Origin of the sequence: Paraburkholderia sp. BR10954 (genome assembly GCF_040965775.1) — a bacterium.
Classification (GTDB): Bacteria; Pseudomonadota; Gammaproteobacteria; order Burkholderiales; family Burkholderiaceae; genus Paraburkholderia; species Paraburkholderia youngii.
In genome coordinates this window covers 294190-315279 of sequence record NZ_JBFRCK010000002.1, presented here as the reverse complement: position 1 = coordinate 315279, position 21090 = coordinate 294190, and the positions used below count along the sequence as shown (strand labels likewise).

At 64.9% G+C, this 21090-nt stretch carries 18 protein-coding genes and 1 pseudogene; 9 read left to right on the top strand and 10 right to left on the bottom strand.

The window, feature by feature from the left end; all coding sequences use genetic code 11:
* The first annotated feature begins 4 nt into the window (after positions 1 to 4).
* From glcF to proC, 3 genes are all read left to right on the top strand, one after another.
* Complete coding sequence (glcF, locus tag AB4Y34_RS04185; protein ID WP_368715317.1) at positions 5 to 1231, top strand: glycolate oxidase subunit GlcF; 1227 nt, start codon at positions 5 to 7, stop codon at positions 1229 to 1231.
* A 36-nt stretch (positions 1232 to 1267) separates the two neighbouring features.
* Positions 1268 to 1990 (top strand): YggS family pyridoxal phosphate-dependent enzyme, encoded by a 723-nt coding sequence (locus AB4Y34_RS04180; protein ID WP_368715316.1) that lies wholly within the window; start codon positions 1268 to 1270, stop codon positions 1988 to 1990.
* Positions 1991 to 2066: 76 nt separating this feature from the next.
* Positions 2067 to 2882, top strand: a complete 816-nt coding sequence (gene proC, locus AB4Y34_RS04175; RefSeq protein ID WP_368715315.1) for a pyrroline-5-carboxylate reductase — start codon at positions 2067 to 2069, stop codon at positions 2880 to 2882.
* A gap of 132 nt (positions 2883 to 3014) precedes the next feature.
* On the opposite strand, the gene ubiA is transcribed toward proC, so the two are convergent.
* From ubiA to recG, 6 genes are all read right to left on the bottom strand, one after another.
* On the bottom strand, positions 3015 to 3878 hold the full coding sequence (ubiA, locus tag AB4Y34_RS04170) for a 4-hydroxybenzoate octaprenyltransferase (RefSeq protein ID WP_368715314.1): 864 nt from the start codon (positions 3876 to 3878) through the stop codon (positions 3015 to 3017).
* A 234-nt stretch (positions 3879 to 4112) separates the two neighbouring features.
* On the bottom strand, positions 4113 to 4610 hold the full coding sequence (locus AB4Y34_RS04165) for a Dps family protein (protein WP_018431894.1): 498 nt from the start codon (positions 4608 to 4610) through the stop codon (positions 4113 to 4115).
* Positions 4611 to 4766: 156 nt separating this feature from the next.
* Complete coding sequence (locus AB4Y34_RS04160; protein ID WP_368715313.1) at positions 4767 to 4931, bottom strand: hypothetical protein; 165 nt, start codon at positions 4929 to 4931, stop codon at positions 4767 to 4769.
* A gap of 95 nt (positions 4932 to 5026) precedes the next feature.
* Positions 5027 to 6451 (bottom strand): catalase, encoded by a 1425-nt coding sequence (locus AB4Y34_RS04155; protein ID WP_368715312.1) that lies wholly within the window; start codon positions 6449 to 6451, stop codon positions 5027 to 5029.
* Between the two features lie 407 nt (positions 6452 to 6858).
* A complete protein-coding gene (locus AB4Y34_RS04150) occupies positions 6859 to 7818 on the bottom strand; it encodes a LysR substrate-binding domain-containing protein (protein WP_368594694.1) in 960 nt (319 codons plus the stop codon).
* 103 nt (positions 7819 to 7921) lie between these two features.
* Positions 7922 to 10222 carry an ATP-dependent DNA helicase RecG gene (recG, locus tag AB4Y34_RS04145; protein WP_176379018.1) on the bottom strand — a complete coding sequence of 767 codons (2301 nt, stop codon included), beginning with the start codon at positions 10220 to 10222 and terminating at the stop codon, positions 7922 to 7924.
* Between the two features lie 189 nt (positions 10223 to 10411).
* Here recG and queA point away from each other — a divergent pair, with 189 nt between their 5' ends.
* The 5 genes from queA (at position 10412) to secF (ending at position 16492) form a co-directional block, all read left to right on the top strand.
* Positions 10412 to 11470, top strand: coding sequence for a tRNA preQ1(34) S-adenosylmethionine ribosyltransferase-isomerase QueA (gene queA / locus AB4Y34_RS04140; RefSeq protein WP_368715311.1), 1059 nt, complete (start codon positions 10412 to 10414; stop codon positions 11468 to 11470).
* Between the two features lie 114 nt (positions 11471 to 11584).
* Positions 11585 to 12775 (top strand): tRNA guanosine(34) transglycosylase Tgt, encoded by a 1191-nt coding sequence (tgt, locus tag AB4Y34_RS04135; RefSeq protein WP_368715310.1) that lies wholly within the window; start codon positions 11585 to 11587, stop codon positions 12773 to 12775.
* A 211-nt stretch (positions 12776 to 12986) separates the two neighbouring features.
* Positions 12987 to 13316 (top strand): preprotein translocase subunit YajC, encoded by a 330-nt coding sequence (yajC, locus tag AB4Y34_RS04130; RefSeq protein ID WP_176109522.1) that lies wholly within the window; start codon positions 12987 to 12989, stop codon positions 13314 to 13316.
* Between the two features lie 116 nt (positions 13317 to 13432).
* Positions 13433 to 15523 (top strand): protein translocase subunit SecD, encoded by a 2091-nt coding sequence (gene secD / locus AB4Y34_RS04125; RefSeq protein ID WP_368715309.1) that lies wholly within the window; start codon positions 13433 to 13435, stop codon positions 15521 to 15523.
* Between the two features lie 18 nt (positions 15524 to 15541).
* Positions 15542 to 16492 (top strand): protein translocase subunit SecF, encoded by a 951-nt coding sequence (gene secF, locus AB4Y34_RS04120; RefSeq protein WP_176367908.1) that lies wholly within the window; start codon positions 15542 to 15544, stop codon positions 16490 to 16492.
* 99 nt (positions 16493 to 16591) lie between these two features.
* Here secF and AB4Y34_RS04115 read toward each other — a convergent pair whose 3' ends face one another.
* The 4 genes and pseudogenes from AB4Y34_RS04115 to AB4Y34_RS04100 all read right to left on the bottom strand — a co-directional run bounded on the left by AB4Y34_RS04115 (position 16592) and on the right by AB4Y34_RS04100 (position 19960).
* Entirely contained in the window at positions 16592 to 17869 is a 1278-nt protein-coding gene (locus AB4Y34_RS04115) for an MFS transporter (protein ID WP_368715308.1), read from the bottom strand.
* Between the two features lie 277 nt (positions 17870 to 18146).
* Positions 18147 to 18716, bottom strand: a complete 570-nt coding sequence (locus AB4Y34_RS04110) for a YceI family protein (RefSeq protein ID WP_176122469.1) — start codon at positions 18714 to 18716, stop codon at positions 18147 to 18149.
* Between the two features lie 114 nt (positions 18717 to 18830).
* Positions 18831 to 19391: pseudogene (locus tag AB4Y34_RS04105) on the bottom strand (YceI family protein); the annotation flags it as partial.
* An 8-nt stretch (positions 19392 to 19399) separates the two neighbouring features.
* Complete coding sequence (locus tag AB4Y34_RS04100) at positions 19400 to 19960, bottom strand: cytochrome b (RefSeq protein ID WP_368715307.1); 561 nt, start codon at positions 19958 to 19960, stop codon at positions 19400 to 19402.
* 345 nt (positions 19961 to 20305) lie between these two features.
* Between AB4Y34_RS04100 and AB4Y34_RS04095 the strand changes: the two genes are divergently transcribed.
* Entirely contained in the window at positions 20306 to 21088 is a 783-nt protein-coding gene (locus AB4Y34_RS04095; protein WP_176379011.1) for a paraquat-inducible protein A, read from the top strand.
* The last annotated feature ends 2 nt before the right edge of the window (positions 21089 to 21090 follow it).

Here is a 21090-nt window from a genome sequence, read left to right as displayed (position 1 = left end):
CGCGATGCAAACCAACCTCGCGGACTTCATTCGCAATACCCCCGATGGCAACGAAGCGGACGCCATCCTGCGCAAATGCGTGCATTGCGGTTTCTGCACGGCCACCTGTCCGACCTATCAACTGCTCGGCGACGAGCTCGACGGTCCGCGCGGGCGCATCTATCTGATCAAGCAGATGGTCGAAGGCGCGCCGGTCACGCGCAGCACCCAGGTACACCTGGACCGCTGCCTGACCTGCCGCAACTGCGAAACGACGTGCCCGTCCGGCGTGCAATACGGGCGGCTCGTCGAAATCGGCCGCAAGCTCACCGAAGAGAAGGTCACGCGTCCGCTCAGTCAGCGGCTGATGCGACGGCTGCTCGCGAGCGTGCTGCCGAACAGCGCGATCTTCACGCCCGCGATGCGGCTGGGCCAGCATGTGCGCGGCCTGCTGCCGAAGAAGCTGCGCGACAAGGTCCCTGCGCGTCAACGCCCGCTCGAATGGCCGAGCGGGACACACGAACGCAAGGTGCTGATGCTCGCGGGCTGCGTGCAACCGTCGATGATGCCGAACGTCAACATCGCGACCGCGCGCGTGTTCGACGCGCTCGGTATCGAAACGCTGATCGCGCCTGAAGCCGGCTGCTGCGGCGCGATCCGCCTGCACCTCGGCTACAACGAAGAAGCACTCGACGACGTGCGCGCGAACATCGACGCATGGTGGCCCTACGTCGAACAGGGCGTTGAAGCGATCGTAATGAACGCGTCGGGCTGCGGTGCGACGGTCAAGGAATACGCGCACCTGCTGCGCCTCGATCCCGAGTATGCGGAGAAGGCGCGCCGCATCGTCGAGTTGACGCGCGACGTCTCCGAAATCCTGCCCGAGTTCGAAGAACGGCTCGTCGCGATCACGCGCCGCCGCTCGGTGCACACGGTCGCGTTTCATCCGCCCTGCACGCTGCAGCATGGCCAGCAGATCCACGGCAAAGTCGAGCAACTGCTCAGCGCGCTCGGCCTCGAAGTGCGCCTCCCCACCGACAGCCATCTGTGCTGCGGCTCGGCCGGCACCTACTCGCTGCTGCAGCCGCGCCTGTCGTACGCGCTGCGCGACCAGAAACTCGAGCGTTTGCAGGCGCAGGAGCCGCAGGTGATCGTGTCGGCGAACGTCGGTTGCATCGCGCATCTGCAAAGCGGCACGTCGACGCCGGTCGCGCACTGGATCGAATTGGTCGAGCACATGCTGTCCGTATAATCGGGGCATCGTCTTCGCTGAACACCGATTCGTTCCATGTCCGATCTGCCTCACCGTTTCGCCGACTACTTCGCTCAGAGTCTCGCCGACGTGCACGAGCGCATCGCCCGCGCCGCGCAAGCGGCCGGCCGCGATGCGCAGTCCGTGATGCTGCTCGCGGTCTCCAAGACGTTTCCCGCCGATGCCGTGCGCGCCGCTCATGCGGCCGGTCAGCACGCATTCGGCGAGAACTACGTGCAGGAAGCGCTCGACAAGATCCAGACGCTCGCCGATCTGCGCGCATCGCTCGAATGGCATTTCATCGGGCCGCTGCAATCGAACAAGACGCGCCCCGTTGCCGAGCATTTCGACTGGGTGCATTCGGTCGATCGGCTGAAGATCGCACAGCGGCTGTCGGAGCAGCGCCCCGACAACCTGCCGCCGCTCAACGTCTGCGTCCAGGTCAACGTCAGCGGCGAGGCGTCGAAGAGCGGCGTTGCGCCCGACGAGGCGGCCGCCATCGCGCACCAGATCGCCGCACTGCCAAAGCTGAAGCTGCGCGGACTGATGTCGATTCCGGACCCGGGCGGCGATCTTGAAGAACAGCGCGCGCCGCATCGCAAATTGCGCGAGCTGTTCGAGCGCTTGTGTAACGACGGGCTCGAGCTCGATACGTTGTCGATGGGCATGTCGGCCGATCTCGAAGCAGCCGTGCTCGAAGGCGCAACGATCGTGCGCGTCGGCACCGCGATCTTCGGCGCGCGCGATTACTCGCACTGAGCTTTTCCACGGGCCTTGCGCGGACCTGGCTGCGCGAAGCCCTCACCGCATCTCATCTGAAGCTATCCGGACCATCATGAAAATTGCGTTTATCGGCGGCGGCAACATGGCCGCGGCGTTGATCGGCGGCCTCATCAAGCGGGGCGCCGCCCCCGCTGACCTATATGCGATCGATCCGAACGAAGGCGCGCGCAAGCGCAACGAGGAGCAATTCGGCATCCGCACCGGCGCGGCCGCCGACGGCACGCTCGCCGACTACGACGCGGTCGTGCTCGCGGTGAAGCCGCAGATCCTGAAGAGCGTCGCCGAGACGCTGGCGGTGCATCTGCGCGCGTCGCAACTGATCGTCAGCATCGTCGCGGGCATTCGCATCGGCGACATGTCGCGCTGGCTGAATGGCCATAGCCGCATCGTGCGCGTGATGCCGAATACGCCGGCGCTGATCGGCATGGGCGTGACGGGTCTCGTCGCGAGCGGCAGCGTCGACGAAGCAGGCCGCGTGCTCGCGTCGCAGGTGCTCGGCGCGGTCGGCGAAACCGTCTGGTTCGACGACGAAGCGAAGATCGACGCGGTCACCGCGATCTCGGGCAGCGGGCCGGCCTACGTGTTCTATTTCATCGAAGCGCTGCAGGAAGCAGCGCGCCAGCTCGGTATGGACGAAGCGCAGGGCCGCGCGCTCGCGGTCGCGACGTTCACGGGCGCCGCGCAACTCGCGGCCAATTCCGACGAACCGCCGAGCGTGCTGCGCGAGCGCGTGACCTCGAAGGGCGGCACGACCGCGGCAGCGCTCGCCTCGTTCGACGCGAGCGGCATCAAGGACGCGATCGTGCGGGGCGCACTGGCCGCCGATGCACGGGCGCGCGAGATGGGCGACGAGTTCGGCAAGCAGTGACGCGAACCGGCGTCGAAAAGAATCAGCGGAAACTAACACGCCGTAGCACGCCTGCCTTTTCTAATTAAGGGCACGCGCGCTACGGCGTGTAGAAACACCAGCGTTTTGAAGCCAGAAAAGCGCGGACGCGAATTAAAACGAGGTCACCGCGTAATGCGCGGCAATCCCCGCGAACAACGCGCCGCCGAGCCAGTTGTTGTGACGGAACGCGGCAAAGCACGGCATGCGCTCGCGATTGCGGATCAGCGTGTAGTGATAGATCGCGCAACCCACCGCGACCGCCCAGCCGAGCCAGTACAGCAGACCAAACCCGAGCGTCAGGCCGATGCCGACGTAAATCCCCAGCGTCACCGCGTAACACATCATGACCGCAGCCACGTCGAAGCGACCAAAAGTCAGCGCCGACGTTCGGATGCCGATCTTGATGTCGTCGTCGCGATCCACCATCGCGTATTCGGTGTCGTACGCAACGGCCCAGAAGATGTTCGCGACCAGCATCACCCATGCGAGCAGCGGCACGTGATCCAGCACCGCGGCGAACGCCATCGGAATGCCGAAGCCGAACGCGATGCCCAGATACGCCTGCGGAATCGCGAAGAAGCGCTTCATGAACGGATACGTGCCGGCGACGAACAGCGCGACCACCGACAACTCCTTGGTCAACGCATTGAGCGGCTGGATCAGCAGAAAAGCGATCAGCGACAGCACGGTGGCCAGCACGACCGCCTCCCACGCATTGATCTTGCCGGACGTGATCGGCCGGTTCTCGGTGCGCTTCACGTGGCGGTCGAAATCGCGGTCCGCGTAGTCGTTGATCGCGCAGCCGGCTGAGCGCATCAGCACCGTGCCGAGCGTGAAGATCACCAGCAATTGCCACGACGGATGACCGCCGGAAGCGATCCACAGTGCGTTGAGCGTCGGCCACAGCAGCAGCAGGCTGCCGATCGGCTTGTCCATGCGCACGAGGCGCAGATACAGGGGAAGTCGGGCGAACATGGGACGAATTCGGTGAAGTGCGAACACGGTGCGCCTATTTTACGGGAAGCGCACGGCGGCTCTGAATTCATCTGGCCGCGTATCGAAGTGCCTCGCGCTCGCGCCCCTGCATCACGCGGCGGCGGCGCAAAAAACAAAGCCTCCCGTGCAGGGAGGCTTGTGCGTTTCTGGCACGGCGCGGGTGTTGCCCGCACCTGCATTCGAACGTGACTCCGCCGGCTTAGCCGCGTCGAATCACGCGAGCAGCGAGCGCAGCATCCACGCGGTCTTTTCGTGCGTCTGCATGCGTTGCGTGAGCAGGTCGGCGGTCGGCTCGTCGTTGGCGGCTTCCGTCGCCGGGAAGATCGCGCGCGCGGTGCGCACCACCGCTTCCTGGCCTTCGACCAGTTGGCGGATCATGTCTTCCGCGGCCGGCACGCCGTCCGCTTCGGGGATCGACGACAGCTTCGCGAAATCCTTGTAGGTGCCCGGCGCATGCACGCCCAATGCGCGGATGCGTTCGGCGATCGAGTCGACCGCGAGCGCCAGTTCGTTGTACTGCGTTTCGAACATCAGGTGCAGCGTGTTGAACATCGGACCCGTGACGTTCCAGTGGAAGTTGTGGGTCTTCAGGTACAGCGTGTAGGTGTCGGCGAGCAAACGCGACAACCCTTCGGCGATCTTCTTGCGATCCTTGTCGCTGATCCCGATGTTGACGTGCTGTACGGCTGCTGCGGCTTCTTTCTTGGCCATGATGACTCCTTCGAAGAGTGATACGAACCGGTCGGCAGATGACGGTCTGCGGAAACACGAATAAAACTGTTCGACAGTGTAGCGTGAAATGCCGCAAGCTTCGCTCAAGACGTGCTCCGGAGGCCTTGCTGCGCCGCCATCCCGGCGCTACTGCGCTTAGCCGCCCAGCGCGTGCTGCAACGCCTGCGCGGCGATTACCGCAAAGCCGCTCGCGACGATCGCAGCGCCCATCGCCTTGCGCAGCATCAACACCTGCCGTTGCACCTGCATGCCCGGCATGGCGGTCGAACCGCCGATGCTTGCCATCATCATCTGAATCATGATCGTACTCCCGGTTCGTCTCGTGACGGCCGCAGCAACGCGCTGCGCCGTCGATTACTGTGCTACTGCGTTGCCATGCGCCGCGTACTGGACGCCTAGCGGTTTCTGCGTTCCTGCAACGCGGCGAGCGCCGCGATCACACCTTCCGCGTAAGCCGGATCGGCGCGGCGGAAATGCTCGATCTGACGCGCGACGATGTCCTGCGGCACACCGTCGATATGTCGCGCGATATTGCCGAACAGACGCTGACGCTGCGCGTCGTCGAACAGCGCGAACAGCATGCGCGGCTGCGTGTAGTAGTCGTCGTCCTCGCGATGTTCGTAACGCGCGACCGCGCCCGCTGCGAGCGGTCGCTCCGATGCGTTCGCGTCCTGCGCGAAGTCGCTGAAGCGATTCGGCTCGTAATTCACGTTGCCGCCGAGATTGCCGTCGGTGCGCATCGCGCCGTCGCGATGGAACGAATGCGGGTTCGGCACGCGCGGCGCATTCACCGGAATCTGGTGATGATTGATGCCGAGCCGGTAACGCTGCGTATCGCCGTACGAGAACAGACGCCCCTGCAACAGACGGTCCGGCGAAAAGCCGATGCCCGGAATCACGTTGGCCGGCGTGAACGCCGCCTGCTCGACGTCCGCGAAATAGTTCGCCGCGTTGCGGTTCAGCTCGATCGTGCCGACATCGATCAACGGATAGTCCTTCTGCGACCACACCTTCGTGATGTCGAACGGGTTGAAGCGGTAGTTCGCCGCATCCGCTTCGGGCATCACCTGAATCGCGAAGCGCCACTTCGGGAAGTTGCCCGCGTCGATGCTGTTCACCAGATCGCGCTGCGCGGCTTCGGCGTCGGTGAAGTTCTCGATGCCCTGCTGCGACTTGAAGTGGAACTTGACCCAGAAACGCTCGTCGTTCGCGTTGATGAACGAGTACGTGTGCGAGCCGAAGCCGTGCATCTGCCGGTAGTTCTTCGGAATCCCTCGATCGCTCATCAGAATCGTCACCTGATGCAGCGACTCCGGATGACGCGACCAGAAATCCCACGCCGCGACGTTGTTACGCAGGTTCGTGTACGGATCACGCTTCTGCGTATGAATGAAGTCCGGAAACTTCAGCGGATCGCGGATGAAGAACACCGGTGTGTTGTTGCCGACCACGTCCCAGTTGCCTTCTTCGGTGTAGAACTTGATCGAGAAGCCGCGCACGTCTCGCTCGGCATCGGCCGCGCCACGCTCGCCGGCCACCGTCGAAAAGCGCATGAAAAGCGGTGTTTCCTTGCCGACCTGCGCGAACACCTTCGCCTTCGTGTAGCGCGAGATGTCGTGCGTGACCGTCAGCGTGCCGAACGCACCCGAACCCTTCGCGTGAACGCGACGCTCGGGAATCACTTCGCGATCGAAGTGCGCGAGCTTTTCGAGCAGCCAGACATCCTGCAGCACCACCGGGCCGCGCGGGCCGGCGGTCATCGAGTTCTGGTTATCGGCGACGGGCGCGCCGGCGGCATTGGTGAGCCTACGTTCGGACATGAGCACTCCTGCGTGGTTTTGTTGGATCAGAGGAAATCGCGCGGCATCCGTGCGGGACGGACGCCGTCATGGGTAGGCGCGTCAGGCGGCCAGCACCCGGTCGACCAGCAACGACATCGCGACCGCGCGGATACTCGGCGCGGCGGCCGTCATGGTCGGTTGGGCGGGAAAAGCGTGGATGGGCTGTGAAACTGCTTGCATGATGTTTTCCTCCTGGCTTGTCTGACGCCCCGAATGGGAAGTCGGGGGAGCCTTATCGAATCAGGGGATCGGGCGATCCATGGAGGAAACTATAGCAATTGCTATCGAACATTCGTATTTGATTAATTTAATCTATTCGATAGGGCTCGCGCCCTTTTTGGCGGCAGGCCGCGCCGTGATCCGGCGCGGCTGGGGGTGATGGCGCGTCAGTTGACGGCAGCGGGCAGATCGAGTTTTTTGACGCCCGGCAGATCGCAGGCGGCGATTGCCTCGCAGATCGCATCGATCGCGGGCATGCGCGTGAAGCTCTTGCGCCACGCCAGCACGACGCGGCGATCGGGCACCGGCTCGTCGAACGCGACGTAGCTGAGCAGGCCCGCGTCGATACCGCCCGCATGCGGCTTGACCTCGTGCACCGACATGCGCGGCAGCACCGTAATGCCGACGCCGCTCGCGACCATATGACGAATCGTTTCGAGCGACGAACCTTCGAAGGTCTTCTGGATCCCGTCCGCATTCTGCGAAAAGCGCATCAGCTCGGGGCATACGCCGAGCACATGATCGCGGAAGCAGTGGCCGCTGCCGAGCAGCAGCATGGTTTCCTGCTTCAGATCGTCAGGGTCGATCTTCGAGCGGCCTTCCCACGCGTGCCCGGACGGCAGCGCGACGACGAACGGCTCGTCGTACAGTGGGCGCAGCATCAAACCGGTTTCGGGAAACGGCAGCGCCATGATCGCGACGTCGATTTCCCCCTGCTTGAGCAGTTCGATCAGCTTCAGCGTGTAATTTTCCTGCAGCATCAGCGGCATCTGCGGCACGCGCTGGATCATCTGCTTGACGAGGGTGGGCAGCAGGTACGGCCCGATCGTGTAGATCACGCCGAGGCGGAGAGGACCGACCAGCGGGTCCTTGCCCTGCTTGGCGATTTCCTTGATCGCGAGCGTCTGCTCGAGCACGCGTTGCGCCTGCGTGACGATCTGTTCGCCGATCGGCGTGACGCTGACCTCGCTGGTGCCGCGCTCGAAAATCTGCACGTTCAGCTCGTCTTCGAGCTTCTTGATGGCGACGGACAGCGTGGGCTGGCTGACGAAACACGCTTCGGCGGCCCGGCCGAAGTGCCGCTCGCGGGCCACCGCCACGATGTATTTCAATTCGGTGAGCGTCATTCGGGGATCAATCAGTGCGATAGATTCGATAGGTTCTAGTTATACACCTATAGGGTCGGTTCGCCAACCTTTTAGCCGTTCCGTTCGTGGCGAAGGGTTGCACTCAGGCTTTCAGATATTGCTCGCGCGCGCCGAGCCAGCGCGCCAGATGCTGGATGACCACGTCCGGATACTGGTCCAGCAGTGTGGCGGCGGCTTCGCGCGCTGGCTCGATCAGGTGCTGATCGTTTTGCAGGTCGGCGAAACGCAGCATCGCCGCGCCCGACTGCCGCGCGCCGAGGAACTCGCCGGGTCCGCGGATTTCGAGGTCGCGGCGGGCGATCTCGAAGCCGTCGGTGGTTTCGCGCATCGTTTGCAGGCGCGCGCGGGCGGTCATCGACAGCGGTCCGGTGTACAGCAGCACGCAGACCGACGCGGCGCTGCCGCGCCCCACCCGTCCGCGCAGCTGATGCAGCTGCGCGAGACCGAAGCGCTCCGCGTGCTCGATCACCATCAACGACGCGTTCGGCACGTCGACGCCCACCTCGATCACCGTGGTCGCGACCAGCAGCTGGATCTCGTTGCGCGTGAACGCGTCCATCACCGTAGCCTTTTCGGCGGGCGCGAGGCGCCCGTGCACGAGCCCGACCTTCAGCTCGGGCAGCGCGGCCACGAGCGTCTCGTAAGTCTCGACCGCGGTTTGCAGTTGCAGCGTCTCGCTTTCCTCGATCAGCGGACACACCCAGTACACCTGGCGCCCCGTCAGCGCCGCCTCGCGCACGCGGCCGATCACCTCTTCGCGGCGCGCGTCGGACACGAGCTTCGTGAGGATCGGGGTGCGGCCCGGCGGCAGTTCGTCGATCGTGGAGACGTCGAGGTCCGCGTAGTAGGTCATCGCGAGCGTGCGCGGAATCGGCGTCGCGGACATCATCAATTGATGCGGCTGGAAGTCGGACGCGCCGTCGGCGGCGCCCCGCGCCTTTGCGCGCAACGCGAGCCGTTGCGCGACGCCGAAGCGATGCTGCTCATCGACGATCACGAGCCCGAGGCGCGCGAAGTCGACCGCGTCCTGGATGATCGCGTGCGTGCCGATCACCAGCTGCGCGGTGCCGAGCGCGGCCGCTTCGATCGCGGCGCGCTTCTCCTTCGTCTTCAGACTGCCCGCGAGCCACGCGACATTCACGCCGAGCGGCTCGAGCCAGCCGCGCAACTTGCGCGCGTGCTGCTCGGCGAGGATTTCGGTCGGCGCCATGAGCGCGGCCTGGTAGCCGGCGTCGATCGCCTGCGCGGCGGCGAGCGCCGCGACGATCGTCTTGCCACTGCCGACGTCGCCCTGCAACAGGCGCTGCATCGGATGCGGCTGCGTCAGATCGAGCGCGATCTCGCCGCCGACGCGCTGCTGCGCAGCCGTCAGCGAAAACGGCAGCGCCTTCAACAGACGCGCGACCAGCGCGGATTCGTCACCGAGCTTGCGGCGCGGCATCGCCGGCGCGGCGCGGTTGCGCCGCTCGTCGTGCGCGCGCTTGAGCGACATCTGCTGCGCGAGCAGCTCCTCGAACTTGATGCGCACCCACGCTGGATGCGTGCCGTCGATCAACGCCGTTTCGTCCGACTGCGCGCCCGGATGATGCAGCGTGCGCACCGCGTCCATCAGCGCCGGCACGCCGAGCGGTTCGAGAAACGCGCGTGCGACCGGCGCGGGCAGCAGCTCCGGCAGCGACGTGCGCGCGAGCGCGTTGTCGATCGCCTTGCGCAGATACGCCTGCGACACGCCCGCGGTGCTCGGATAGACCGGCGTCAGCGCCTGCGGCAGCGGCGTGTCTTCATCGACGACGCGGACGGTCGGATGCACCATCTCCATGCCGAAGAAGCCGCCGCGCACGTCGCCACGCACGCGCAGGCGCGCGCCGAGCGCCATCTGCTTGACCTGCGAGCCATAGAAATTCAGAAAGCGCAGCACCAGCTCGTCGCCGTCGGCGTCGCGCAGCTTCACGAGCAGCTGCCGGCGCGGGCGATAGGCGATCTCGTTGTCGAACACCACGCCTTCGGTCTGCGCGACGCCGCCGGGCAGCAGGTGACCGATCGGCGTCAGCGAGGTTTCGTCTTCGTAGCGCATCGGCAGATGCAGCACGAGGTCGATGTCGCGTGTGAGGCCGAGTTTGGCGAGCTTGTCGGCGGTTTTGACAGGGGCTTTGGCTGCGGGTTTGGCGGCGGACTTCGCCGTGGCTTTGGTTTTGGCGGCGGGCTTGTCACCGTTCGCGGGGTCGCCGTCGCGCCCGGCATCCTGGCCCGCGGCGATCATGCCGCCTTGCGCGCCAGCTTCTGCCGCGTCCCGTTCGCTCGCCTCCGCTCGCGCACCGCGGCGCCGCGGCTCGGCGCCCGCTTCGAGGGTGGCAACGGACGATCGGCGGTCGGACAAAGGCATGGGCTGCTTCGCAAGTACAATATCGGCTGCTGTCGAAAAAAACGTGCCGCTCTGCGCGCATCCAGCGTGGGCAAGCTGCGGCTCAACGCGCACGCGGGCCGCTTCGGCGTCCCGCCATCATAGCCGCCCGGCTCCGGCTTCGGCTCAATTCAGTCCCAAATCAGTACCAATCCGCTTCCAGTCGTTCGCATGTTTACGCTTTCCGATTTCGATTTCGATCTGCCGCCCGAGCTGATCGCGCAAGTCGCGCTGCCCGAGCGCAGCGCAAGCCGTCTACTCGACGTGGACGCCGCGGGCGCCGCCGACGGCGCCGCGCGCCTGATCGATCGCCGCTTTACCGAATTGCCCGAGTGCCTCGCGCCGGGCGATCTGCTGGTCTTCAACGATACCAAAGTGCTGAAGGCGCGCTTCTTCGGCCAGAAGGCGAGCGGCGGCAAGATCGAAGTGCTGGTCGAGCGCCTGACCGGCGAGCGCAGCGCGCTTGCGCAGATCCGCGCGAGCAAGAGCCCGCAGGCGGGCACGACGATCCGTCTCGCCGATGCGTTCGACGTCACCGTCGGCGAGCGCGTCGATCAGTTCTACACACTGCACTTCCCCGACGACTGCCTGACGCTGATCGAGCAATACGGCCGTCTGCCGCTGCCGCCGTACATCGAGCACGATCCCGACGCGACCGACGAAACCCGCTATCAGACCGTGTACGCGCAGAACCCGGGCGCGGTCGCCGCGCCGACCGCCGGCCTGCACTTCGACGACGCGCTGCTCGCGAGGCTCGACGCCCTCGGCATCGAACGCGCGACGCTGACGCTGCACGTCGGCGCGGGCACGTTCCAGCCCGTGCGGGTCGAGAACATCGCTGAGCACAAGATGCACAGCGAGTGGTATCACCTGCCGCAAGCGCTGGCGGACAAGATCGCTGCGACCAAAGCGCGCGGCAACCGCGTGATCGCAGTCGGCACGACCTCGATGCGCGCGCTCGAAGCCGCCGCGCGCGACGCCGAAGCGGCCGGCCATCCGCTCGCCGCGGCGAGCGCCGAAACCGACATCTTCATCACGCCGGGCTACCGCTTCCGCGTGGTCGACCGGCTGGTCACGAACTTCCATTTGCCGAAGTCGACGCTGCTGATGCTGGTGTCGGCGTTCGCCGGTGTCGAGACGATTCGCGCCGCGTATCGTCACGCGATCGACGAGCGTTATCGCTTTTTCAGCTACGGTGACGCGATGCTGCTGACGCGGCGCGATGCCTAAAACGGTTCGAGCACTGCTTCAGCGTATTGGCAGTTTTCCTAGCCGCCGCGATCCTTCGTGGCGGTTTTCATTGATTGCGCCGGACTGTTTTCCGGTAGCCCAGGAGTGATCCCCATGACCCTTGGTCATCCCTCGCAGCATCCTGCCCACGAGCGTTCGGAGAATGGCCTCAAATTCGAACTGCTCGGCACCGACGGCCTCGCGCGCCGCGGCCGCGTCACGCTCAACCACGGCGTGGTCGAGACGCCGATCTTCATGCCGGTCGGCACCTACGGCACGGTGAAGGCAGTCCAGCCGCGCGAGCTCGACGAAATGCACGCGCAGATCATCCTCGGCAATACGTTTCATCTGTGGCTGCGCCCCGGCCTCGAAACGATCGAGGCGCACGGCGGCCTGCACGGCTTCATGGGGTGGAAGAAGCCGATCCTGACCGACTCGGGCGGCTTCCAGGTGTTCTCGCTCGGCGATCTTCGCAAGATCACCGAGGACGGCGTCACGTTCGCGTCGCCGATCAACGGCGACCGGCTGTTCCTGTCGCCGGAAGTGTCGATGCAGATCCAGAAGGTGCTGAACTCGGACATCGTGATGCAGTTCGACGAATGCACGCCGTACGCGACCAACAACATCCCGACCTCGCACAAGGAAGCCGCTGAATCGATGCGCATGTCGATGCGCTGGGCCCAGCGCTCGATCGACGAATTCCAGCGCCTCGGCAATCCGAATGCGCTGTTCGGCATCGTGCAGGGCGGCATGTTCGAGGACTTGCGCGACGAGTCGCTCGCCGGTCTCGCCGAGAAGAACTTCCACGGCCTCGCGATCGGCGGTCTGTCGGTCGGCGAGCCGAAGGAAGACATGATGCGGATCCTGAACCATATCGGCCCGAAGCTGCCGGCCAACAAGCCGCACTACCTGATGGGCGTCGGCACGCCGGAAGACCTGGTGGCCGGCGTCGCTGCCGGCGTCGATATGTTCGACTGCGTGATGCCGACGCGCAACGCGCGCAACGGCTGGCTGTTCACGCGCTTCGGCGACATCAAGATCCGCAACGCGACGCACCGGAACTCGCTGCGCCCGCTCGACGAGCAATGCGGCTGCTACACCTGCCGCAACTTCACGCGCGGCTATCTGCACCACCTGCATCGCGTCGGCGAAATCCTTGGCGCGCAGCTGAACACGATCCACAACCTGCACTACTACCTCGAACTGATGCAGGAAATGCGCGATGCGATCGAGGCGAAGCTGTTCGACGCGTTCCGCAAGCGCTTCCACGAAGACCGGGCGCGCGGCGTCGAACCGTCATCCTGACGGCCCGGTAGGCGAATGCCACTGAAGACTGCCCATGCCGCACGCGGACAACTTACAATTTTCTTTCGCCGACCGCTGAATTTGCCCCGCATCGGACCTTTAAACGGTTGATCGCAAAGCCGATTCGCCCGTGCCGGCGTGCGTGTGGCCGGTGGTAGAATAATCGGCTGATTTTTTGTTCGTTTGTTTGACCAATAACGGAGAGACCAACGTGTCGTTCATTTCCAATGCCTTCGCCCAAGGCGCTGCAGCAGGTGGTGTCGAATCGAACCTGATGAGCTTCCTGCCGCTGATCCTGATGTTCGGCGTGCTGTACTTCATCATGATTCGCCCGCAAATGAAGCGTCAGAAGGAACATCGCAACATGCTCGCAGCGATGGCCAAGGGCGATGAAGTCGTGACGAACGGCGGTATCGTCGGCAAGGTGACGAAGGTGGGCGAAGCCTACGTCGGCATCGAAATCTCGGAAGGCACGGAAATCACCGTGCAGAAGGCGTCGGTCACGACAATTCTCCCGAAGGGCACGATCAAGTCGCTGTAAGGCCTGCACTCCTCGCGTCCGGCGCGGCCTCGCCGGCGGTTCAGGCACTTCGCTGAACGGCCCGCGCTCATCGCCGGACGCATCGCATCCAAGCCAACCTTCCCGTTGGACCACTCATGAATCGCTACCCCCTCTGGAAATACGCCGTGATGCTGGTGGCTCTGGTCATCGGCCTCGTGTACACGCTGCCCAATCTGTACGGCGAAGCGCCGGCGGTGCAGGTGTCGAGCGGCAAGGCCACGGTCAGGCTCGACGCCACCACGCTCGCGGCGGTCGAAGCCGCGCTCGCGGGCAATCAGATCAAGCCGACCGCGGTCACGTTCGACAACTCGCAGACCAACGCCAACATCCGCGTGCGCCTGACGGACACGGACACGCAGCTGCGCGTGAAAGACCTGCTGCAGAAGTCGCTCAATAGCGATCCGAACGATCCGCAATACATCGTCGCACTGAACCTGCAAAGCGCATCGCCGACCTGGATGACCGCGCTGCGCGCACTGCCGATGTATCTCGGTCTGGACCTGCGCGGCGGCGTGCACTTCCTGCTGCAGGTCGACATGGCCGGCGCACTGAACAAGAAGCTCGATTCTGACGCCTCGGACGTGCGCACGCTGCTGCGCGACAACAACGTCCGCGACGGCGGCGTGAATCGCGTGAACCAGTCGGTGGTGGTGAATCTGGCCGATCAGGCCACGGCGGACGCGGCGCTCAAGCTGCTCGGCCGCGGCGTCAGCGAACTCCAGTGGACCTCGCAGCCGAACGCCGGCGCGGACGGCGGCGTGCAGCTGGTCGGCACTTTCACGCCGGCCGTGCAGCGCGCGGTGCAGGACGCTGCGCTCAAGCAGAACATCACGACGCTGCATAACCGCGTGAACGAACTCGGCGTGGCCGAGCCGGTGATCCAGCAGCAGGGCGCGGACCGCATCGTGGTCGAGTTGCCGGGCGTGCAGGACACCGCTAAGGCGAAGGACATCATCGGCCGCACGGCGACGCTCGAAGCGCGCCTCGCCGACCCGGTCAACACGCATCCGAATCCGAACGACCCGGTGCCGCCGGGCGACGAACTCTTCACGCAAGGCAACCAGGTGCCGGTGCTGCTGCGCAAGCAGGTGATCTTCACCGGCGACCGCATCATCGACGCATCGGCGGGCTTCGACGAGCATCAGCGCCCGTCGGTCAACATCCGTCTCGACTCGGCCGGCGGCCGCGCGGTGCGCGCGGTGTCGCGCGACAACATCGGCAAGCCGATGGCGATGGTGCTGTTCGAGCGCGGCAAGGGCGAAGTGCTGACGGTCGCGACCATCCAGTCGGAACTGGGCGACCGCTTCCAGATCACCGGCCAGCCGACCCCGCAAGCGGCCGCCGACCTCGCGCTGCTGCTGCGCGCCGGTTCGCTCGCCGCGCCAATGGAAATCATCGAGGAACGCACGATCGGCCCGAGCCTCGGCGCCGACAACATCAAGAAGGGCTTCCACTCGGTCGTGTGGGGCTTCGCGGCGATCGCCGTGTTCATGATCGCGTACTACATGCTGTTCGGCGTGATCTCGATGATCGGCCTGTCCGTGAACCTGCTGTTGCTGGTGGCGGTGCTGTCGATGCTGCAGGCCACGCTCACGCTGCCGGGTATCGCCGCTATCGCGCTCGCGCTCGGTATGGCGATCGACGCGAACGTGCTGATCAACGAGCGCGTGCGTGAAGAACTGCGCCACGGCGCGCCGCCGCAACTGGCCATCCAGAACGGCTACGCGCACGCATGGGCGACGATTCTCGACTCGAACGTCACCACGCTGATCGCCGGCCTCGCGCTGCTCGCGTTCGGCTCGGGTCCGGTGCGCGGTTTCGCGATCGTCCACTGTATCGGCATTCTGACGTCGATGTTCTCGGCGGTCTTCTTCTCGCGCGGCCTCGTCAACTTCTGGTACGGCGGCAAGAAGAAGCTGAAGTCGCTGTCGATCGGCCAGGTGTGGCGTCCGCAAGCGGCAGCCGCCGGCTCGGCTGCTTACGCCGGCGGCCTCGGCAGCAGCGACGCCGCGACCGACACCGCGCAGGCCATCGCCACGGCGAAGGCGAGCGCGAAGGCAAGCTCGAAGGCACCGGCCGCAGCCGGCGCGCAGGGTCGCACGAAGCCGACCGTTCGCCGCCGCAATGCGCCGGGCACGCCGACGTCGAATGGCTCGACGCCGCAGAAACCGGGTTCATCCCGCTGAGTCCCGGAGAACAAGACCATGGAATTTTTCCGTTTCCGCAAAGACATCCCGTTCATGCAGCGCGCGTTGATCTTCAACGCGATCTCGCTGATCACTTTCCTCGCCGCGGTGTTCTTCCTCGTGCATCGCGGGCTGCATCTGTCGGTGGAATTCACCGGCGGTACGGTGATCGAGGTTCAGTATCCGGGCGCGGTGCCGCTCGACCCGGTGCGTGCCACGCTCGGCAAGCTCGGCTATGCCGACGCGCAGGTGCAGAACTTCGGCACCGCGCGCGACGTGCTGATCCGTCTGCCGCTGAAGCCGGGCCTCACGTCCGCACAGCAGAGCGAGCAGGTGATGAGCGCGCTGAAGGCCGACACGCCCGAGGTGCAGTTGCAGCGCGTCGAGTTCGTCGGTCCGCAGGTCGGCAAGGAACTCGCTACCGACGGTCTGCTCGCGCTCGCGTGCGTGGTGGTCGGTATCGTCATCTATCTATCGTTCCGCTTCGAATGGAAGTACGCGGTCGCCGGCGTGATCGCAAACTTGCACGACGTCGTGATCATTCTCGGCTTCTTCGCGTTCTTCCAGTGGGAGTTCTCGCTGTCGGTGCTGGCCGCGGTGCTCGCGGTGCTCGGCTATTCGGTCAACGAGTCGGTGGTTATCTTCGACCGGATTCGCGAAACCTTCCGCCGCGAACGCAAGATGAGCGTGATCGAAGTGATCAACCACGCAATCACCAGCACGATGTCGCGTACCATCATCACGCACGGCTGCACGCAGATGATGGTGCTGTCGATGTTCCTGTTCGGCGGGCCGACTCTGCACTACTTCGCGCTCGCGCTGACGGTGGGTATTCTGTTTGGTATCTACTCGTCGGTATTCGTCGCCGCGGCGCTCGCGATGTGGCTCGGCGTCAAGCGCGAAGACCTGATCAAGGAAAAGAAAGAAAGCCACAATCCGGACGATCCGAACGCTGGCGCGCAGGTTTGATGCACACGTAGTCGCTGAGGATTGCGCGAATAAAAAAGGCCGGTTCTGTCGAATCGGCCTTTTGCGTTTACGCCGTGCGCGGTCGCCACCGCCTCGAACTTAGCGGAACCCCAGCTTGCGCCGCGCGCCAATCAGCGCCGCGATGCTCAGCAGCGCGGCGAACATCATGTAGTAGCTCGGCGCTGCCTTCGATCCGGTCACGCTGATCAGCCACGCGATGATGAACGGCCCGAAGCCGCCGAAAATCGTCACCGCGATGTTATACGCGAGCGACATGCCGGTCGTGCGCGTCTGCACCGGGAAGATCTCCGACAACAGGCCCGGCGTCGCGCCGAAGTAGCCGCTGACGAGAAAGCCGAACACGATCTGCCACACGATCAGCGTGCCGAAGCTCGGATGCGCGATCAGGAACGCGAACGCCGGATAGACGAGCACGAACAGCAGCACGGCCGCGCCGAGCATGATGCGCGTGCGTCCGTGCAGATCCGACCAATGCCCGGCCACCGGCGAGAACACCATCTGGATCAGACCCGTCACCGCGATCGCCGCGAACGCGACCGACGGCGCGAGCCCCAGTTGCCGCACGCCATAAGTCGGCATGAACAGCATCAGATAGGAGGACACCGTCCCGAGGATCACCACGCCCATCGCGATCACGAGCCGCAGCTTCTGCGTCGCGAGGGTGTCGCGTAGCGGCGTCTGTGTCGTTTCGGCGGCGAGGAATTCGGGCGTCTCGTCGAGCCTCGCGCGGATGTAGAACGCGACCGGCCCGATCAGCAGACCGAAGAAGAACGGCACGCGCCAGCCCCACGACGTCAACTGCTCCGGCGACAACCCGCCCGTCAGCAACGCGCCGAAGCCGGCCGCAAGCAGCGTCGTCAGGCCCTGGCTCGCCATCTGCCAGCTCGCGTAGAAGCCGCGCCGCCCCGGCACGTGCTCGGCGAGAAACGCGGTTGCGCTGCCGAACTCGCCGCCGGCCGAGAAACCTTGCATCAGCCGCGCGAGCACGAGGATCAGCGGCGCGGCGAGACCGATGCTCTGATAGGTCGGCAGAATCGCGATGATCAGCGTGCCGCTCATCATCAGCAGGATGGAAAGCGTGAGCGCCGCCTTGCGCCCGGCGCGGTCCGAGTACGCGCCGATCACGATCGCGCCAAGCGGTCGCATGAAGAACGACACGCCGAACGTGCCGAGCGTCAGTAGCAGCGACACGGTGTCGTTGCCGGCCGGAAAAAACAGTTTGGAGATGGTCACGGCGAAAAAGCCGTAGACCACGAGGTCGAACCATTCGAGCGCGTTGCCGATCGAGGCGGCCGCCACCGCGCGCCACGAATTCTGCCGGCTTCCCGCGACGCTTGCTGCTGTCGTTGCATTCATCCAGATCTCCTGTGCTGCGCGAAATATTTATTCGAAGCAACGCGTGACGTCCGCGCTGGCCATCCCGGCAACGCGCACCACCGGCATGACTGCGTGCGCTCTATTTAACTGAAAAAATAAAGGTGAAGCGAGCGACAAATGCCCGATGCGGGTGGATGCGGGCCGATACGCGCCACGCAGGGCCGCGTCGTTCGCTGCGGGCGATAAAAAACCGCTTCGTCGGAGAACGACCGAAGCGGTTTTCGTGTTGCGGTGCAGCGCGAAGATGCCGTCGCGCTTACTGCTGCTTGATGCCTTCCGACTGGATATGCAGGCGCGTCTGCATGCTGAAGCCGTACTTCGCGCCGAAATCCATGCCGTAATCGGCGCGATTGAATTCGGTGCTCGCCTCGACGCCGCACACTTCGCGCTTGAGCACCGGATGCTGCATGCACTTGAACGAATCGACCTTCAGATTCACCGGCTTCGTAATGCCGCGAATCGTCAGATTGCCGATCACCTCGACCGGCTTATCGCCGTCGAACTTGATCTCGGTGCCCTTGTAGGTCACGGTCGGATACTTCGCGACGTCGAAGAACTCGTCGGATTTCAGGTGATCGTCGAGTTTCGGGTTGCCGGTCTGCACCGAAGCGGGATCGACGCTCACGTCGAGAGTGCCGGTCTTCGCCGCGCGATCGAGCGTGACCGTGCCCGTGGTCTTCGTGAATTTGCCGCGCCAGATCGACAGACCGCCGAAGTGGTCGGCCTCGAAGCTCGGAAATGTATGCATCGGATCAAGCATATAGGTATCGGCGGCGAAGGCGCCGAGCGACAGCGACGAAGCCAGCGCGCCAACAGCGATCAACATGGACGTTTTCAATTCGTGCTCCTGTTTTGCGTTGAAAATCGCGGTGCAACCTGCGGTGGGAAAAGGGCCGCGCCGCACGTGGCGCGGCGCACATCGCGAACGCCGCGCGCGGTACTTGTGCGCGGCGACGATATGAAACTTGATCACGACCTCGTCGGCGACGACCGACGTATCCTTCCATTCGCCGGTGCCGACGTCGAACTGCGAGCGCTTGATCGGCAGCGCGCCGTCGAAGGTCTGCGTCGCGCCCTGCTGGCTCACCGTGGCCGGCACCACGACCGTCTGCGACTTGCCCTTGATGGTCAGCTTGCCGGTCACCTTGAACTGATTGCCGCCGGCCGGCGCGATCTCGCTCGACACGAACGTCGCGCGCGGAAAAGTCTTCGCATCGAACCATTCCTTGCCCCGCACCTGCTCGTTATAGCTCTCGTCGCCGAGATCGAAGCTGGCGACGTCGATGTCGATCTGCGCGCTGCCGGCCGTCGGCTTCGCCGGATCGAAGCTGACCTGCGCGGTGAACTTGTTGAACTTGCCTTCGACCGGCACGTTCATCTGCTTCGAGGTGGCCGTCACCGAGCTCTTCGCGACGTCGACCTGCGCGAGCGCCGCGCCCGCGGCGCTCAGCGACGCCGCCGCGAATGCGGCCAGCATGTAGCGATAAAACGAAACCTTCATGGTTATCCTTATTTGAGGAAGGGGATCATGCGCGACAGCAGGCCGTCGCGATCGAGCCATTGATGCTTGAGCGCCGCCGCGACGTGCAGCGCGACCAGCACGAGCAACGTGTAATTCAATGCGATATGCAGGTTCTTCAGCAGTTCTTTCAGGTGCGGGTCGGGCGCGATGATTCGCGGCAGCGCAATCAGCCCGAGGTAGACGACCGGCACGTTCGCCGCCGAGCTATACAGATAGCCGGACAGCGGGATCACGATCATCAGCGCGTACAGCAGCAGATGCGTCAGATGCGCGGCGGCGCGCTGCCAGCTCGGCATGCGGCGCGGCATCGGCGGTCCGGCATGGGTCGCGCGCCACAGGATGCGCACGATCGCGAGCGCGAACACGGTCACGCCGATCCATTTGTGCCACGAGAAATAGCGCAGCTTGGTGGGCGTGAAGCCCGGGATGTCGGTCATCACCCAGCCGAGCGCAAAGCCGCAGACGATCAGCAATGCGATCAGCCAGTGAAACGCGATGGCGGTCCGCGTGTACGACTCCCGGGTACCGAACGATGGATTGAGTGTCATGACAGATCAACGCAGGCGGTTAGAAGTTAACGGCGCGCCGCGGCCGGCTATTCCGCGATCCCTGCCGCGCACCGGCACGGCGCGCGCCGCCGATGCGGCCGGCATCATCGCCAGAGAAGGCCGCTGGGGATGCCACGGGCGCCATGCTACCCCAAGCGCGCAAAGCTGGCTGCAACCCGTCGGCTGAACGGGCCCGAATTTTGCAATGCAGCACGCCGGAGCCGCCGCGCGCGCTTCGCATCGGTCGCAAGGCCGCGTTTGGTACTATTGCTGCTCACTGCCGCCCCTTCCCTCGTAAAGAGCAGGCCTTGCACGCCGCCACTACGTCGTTAGCCCATCTACCGCATGGAACATGACAATCTGATCGCGTGCCATGAATGCGATACGCTGTTCCGCAAGCCGCGGCTTGTCGGGCGCGTGGCCGCGCGTTGTCCGCGCTGCCGCGCGACGCTCTTTCGCGGCGTATCGCGCAAGCTCGACGCGATCTGCGCACTGACGCTCGCCGCGCTGATCACGTTCGTGATCGCGCAGGGCTTTCCGATTGTCGAACTCGAAACCAACGGCATCACCTCTCAGACTACGCTGTTCGGCGCGCTCGTCGCGCTGTGGGGCGAGGACATGGAGATCGTCGCCGTGATGGTGTTCTGCTCGACGATCCTCTTTCCGCTCACCGAACTCGTCGCGCTGCTGTACGTGCTGGTGCCGCTGCGCTCCGGCTACGTGCCCCCGCATTTCAATCGCGTGCTGCGCGCGATCCAGTTCGTGCGGCCGTGGGGCATGATCGAAGTGTTCATGCTCGGCGTGCTGATCACGATCGTGAAGATGGTCAGTCTCGCGCGCGTGATCCCCGAGGCGGCGCTGTTCGCGTTCGGCGCGCTGACGCTGATGTTCGCGGTCGTCGTGACGTTCGATCCGCGTGTGCTGTGGGATGTCGCCGACGAGATCGACGCGAGCGGCGATCGGCCGTTGCCGCGCACGTCGGCCGACAGCGCGGCCCTCGCGCTCGGCTCGCTCGCCGGTCCGCCGGCGCCGTCCGCGCACGTCGCGGGCTCGACCCGTGGCAGCGCTGACGGTGCCGCCGGCAGCGCCCCTCCGCCCGGCTTGCCGCCGGCGCCGCGCGAAGGATAAGC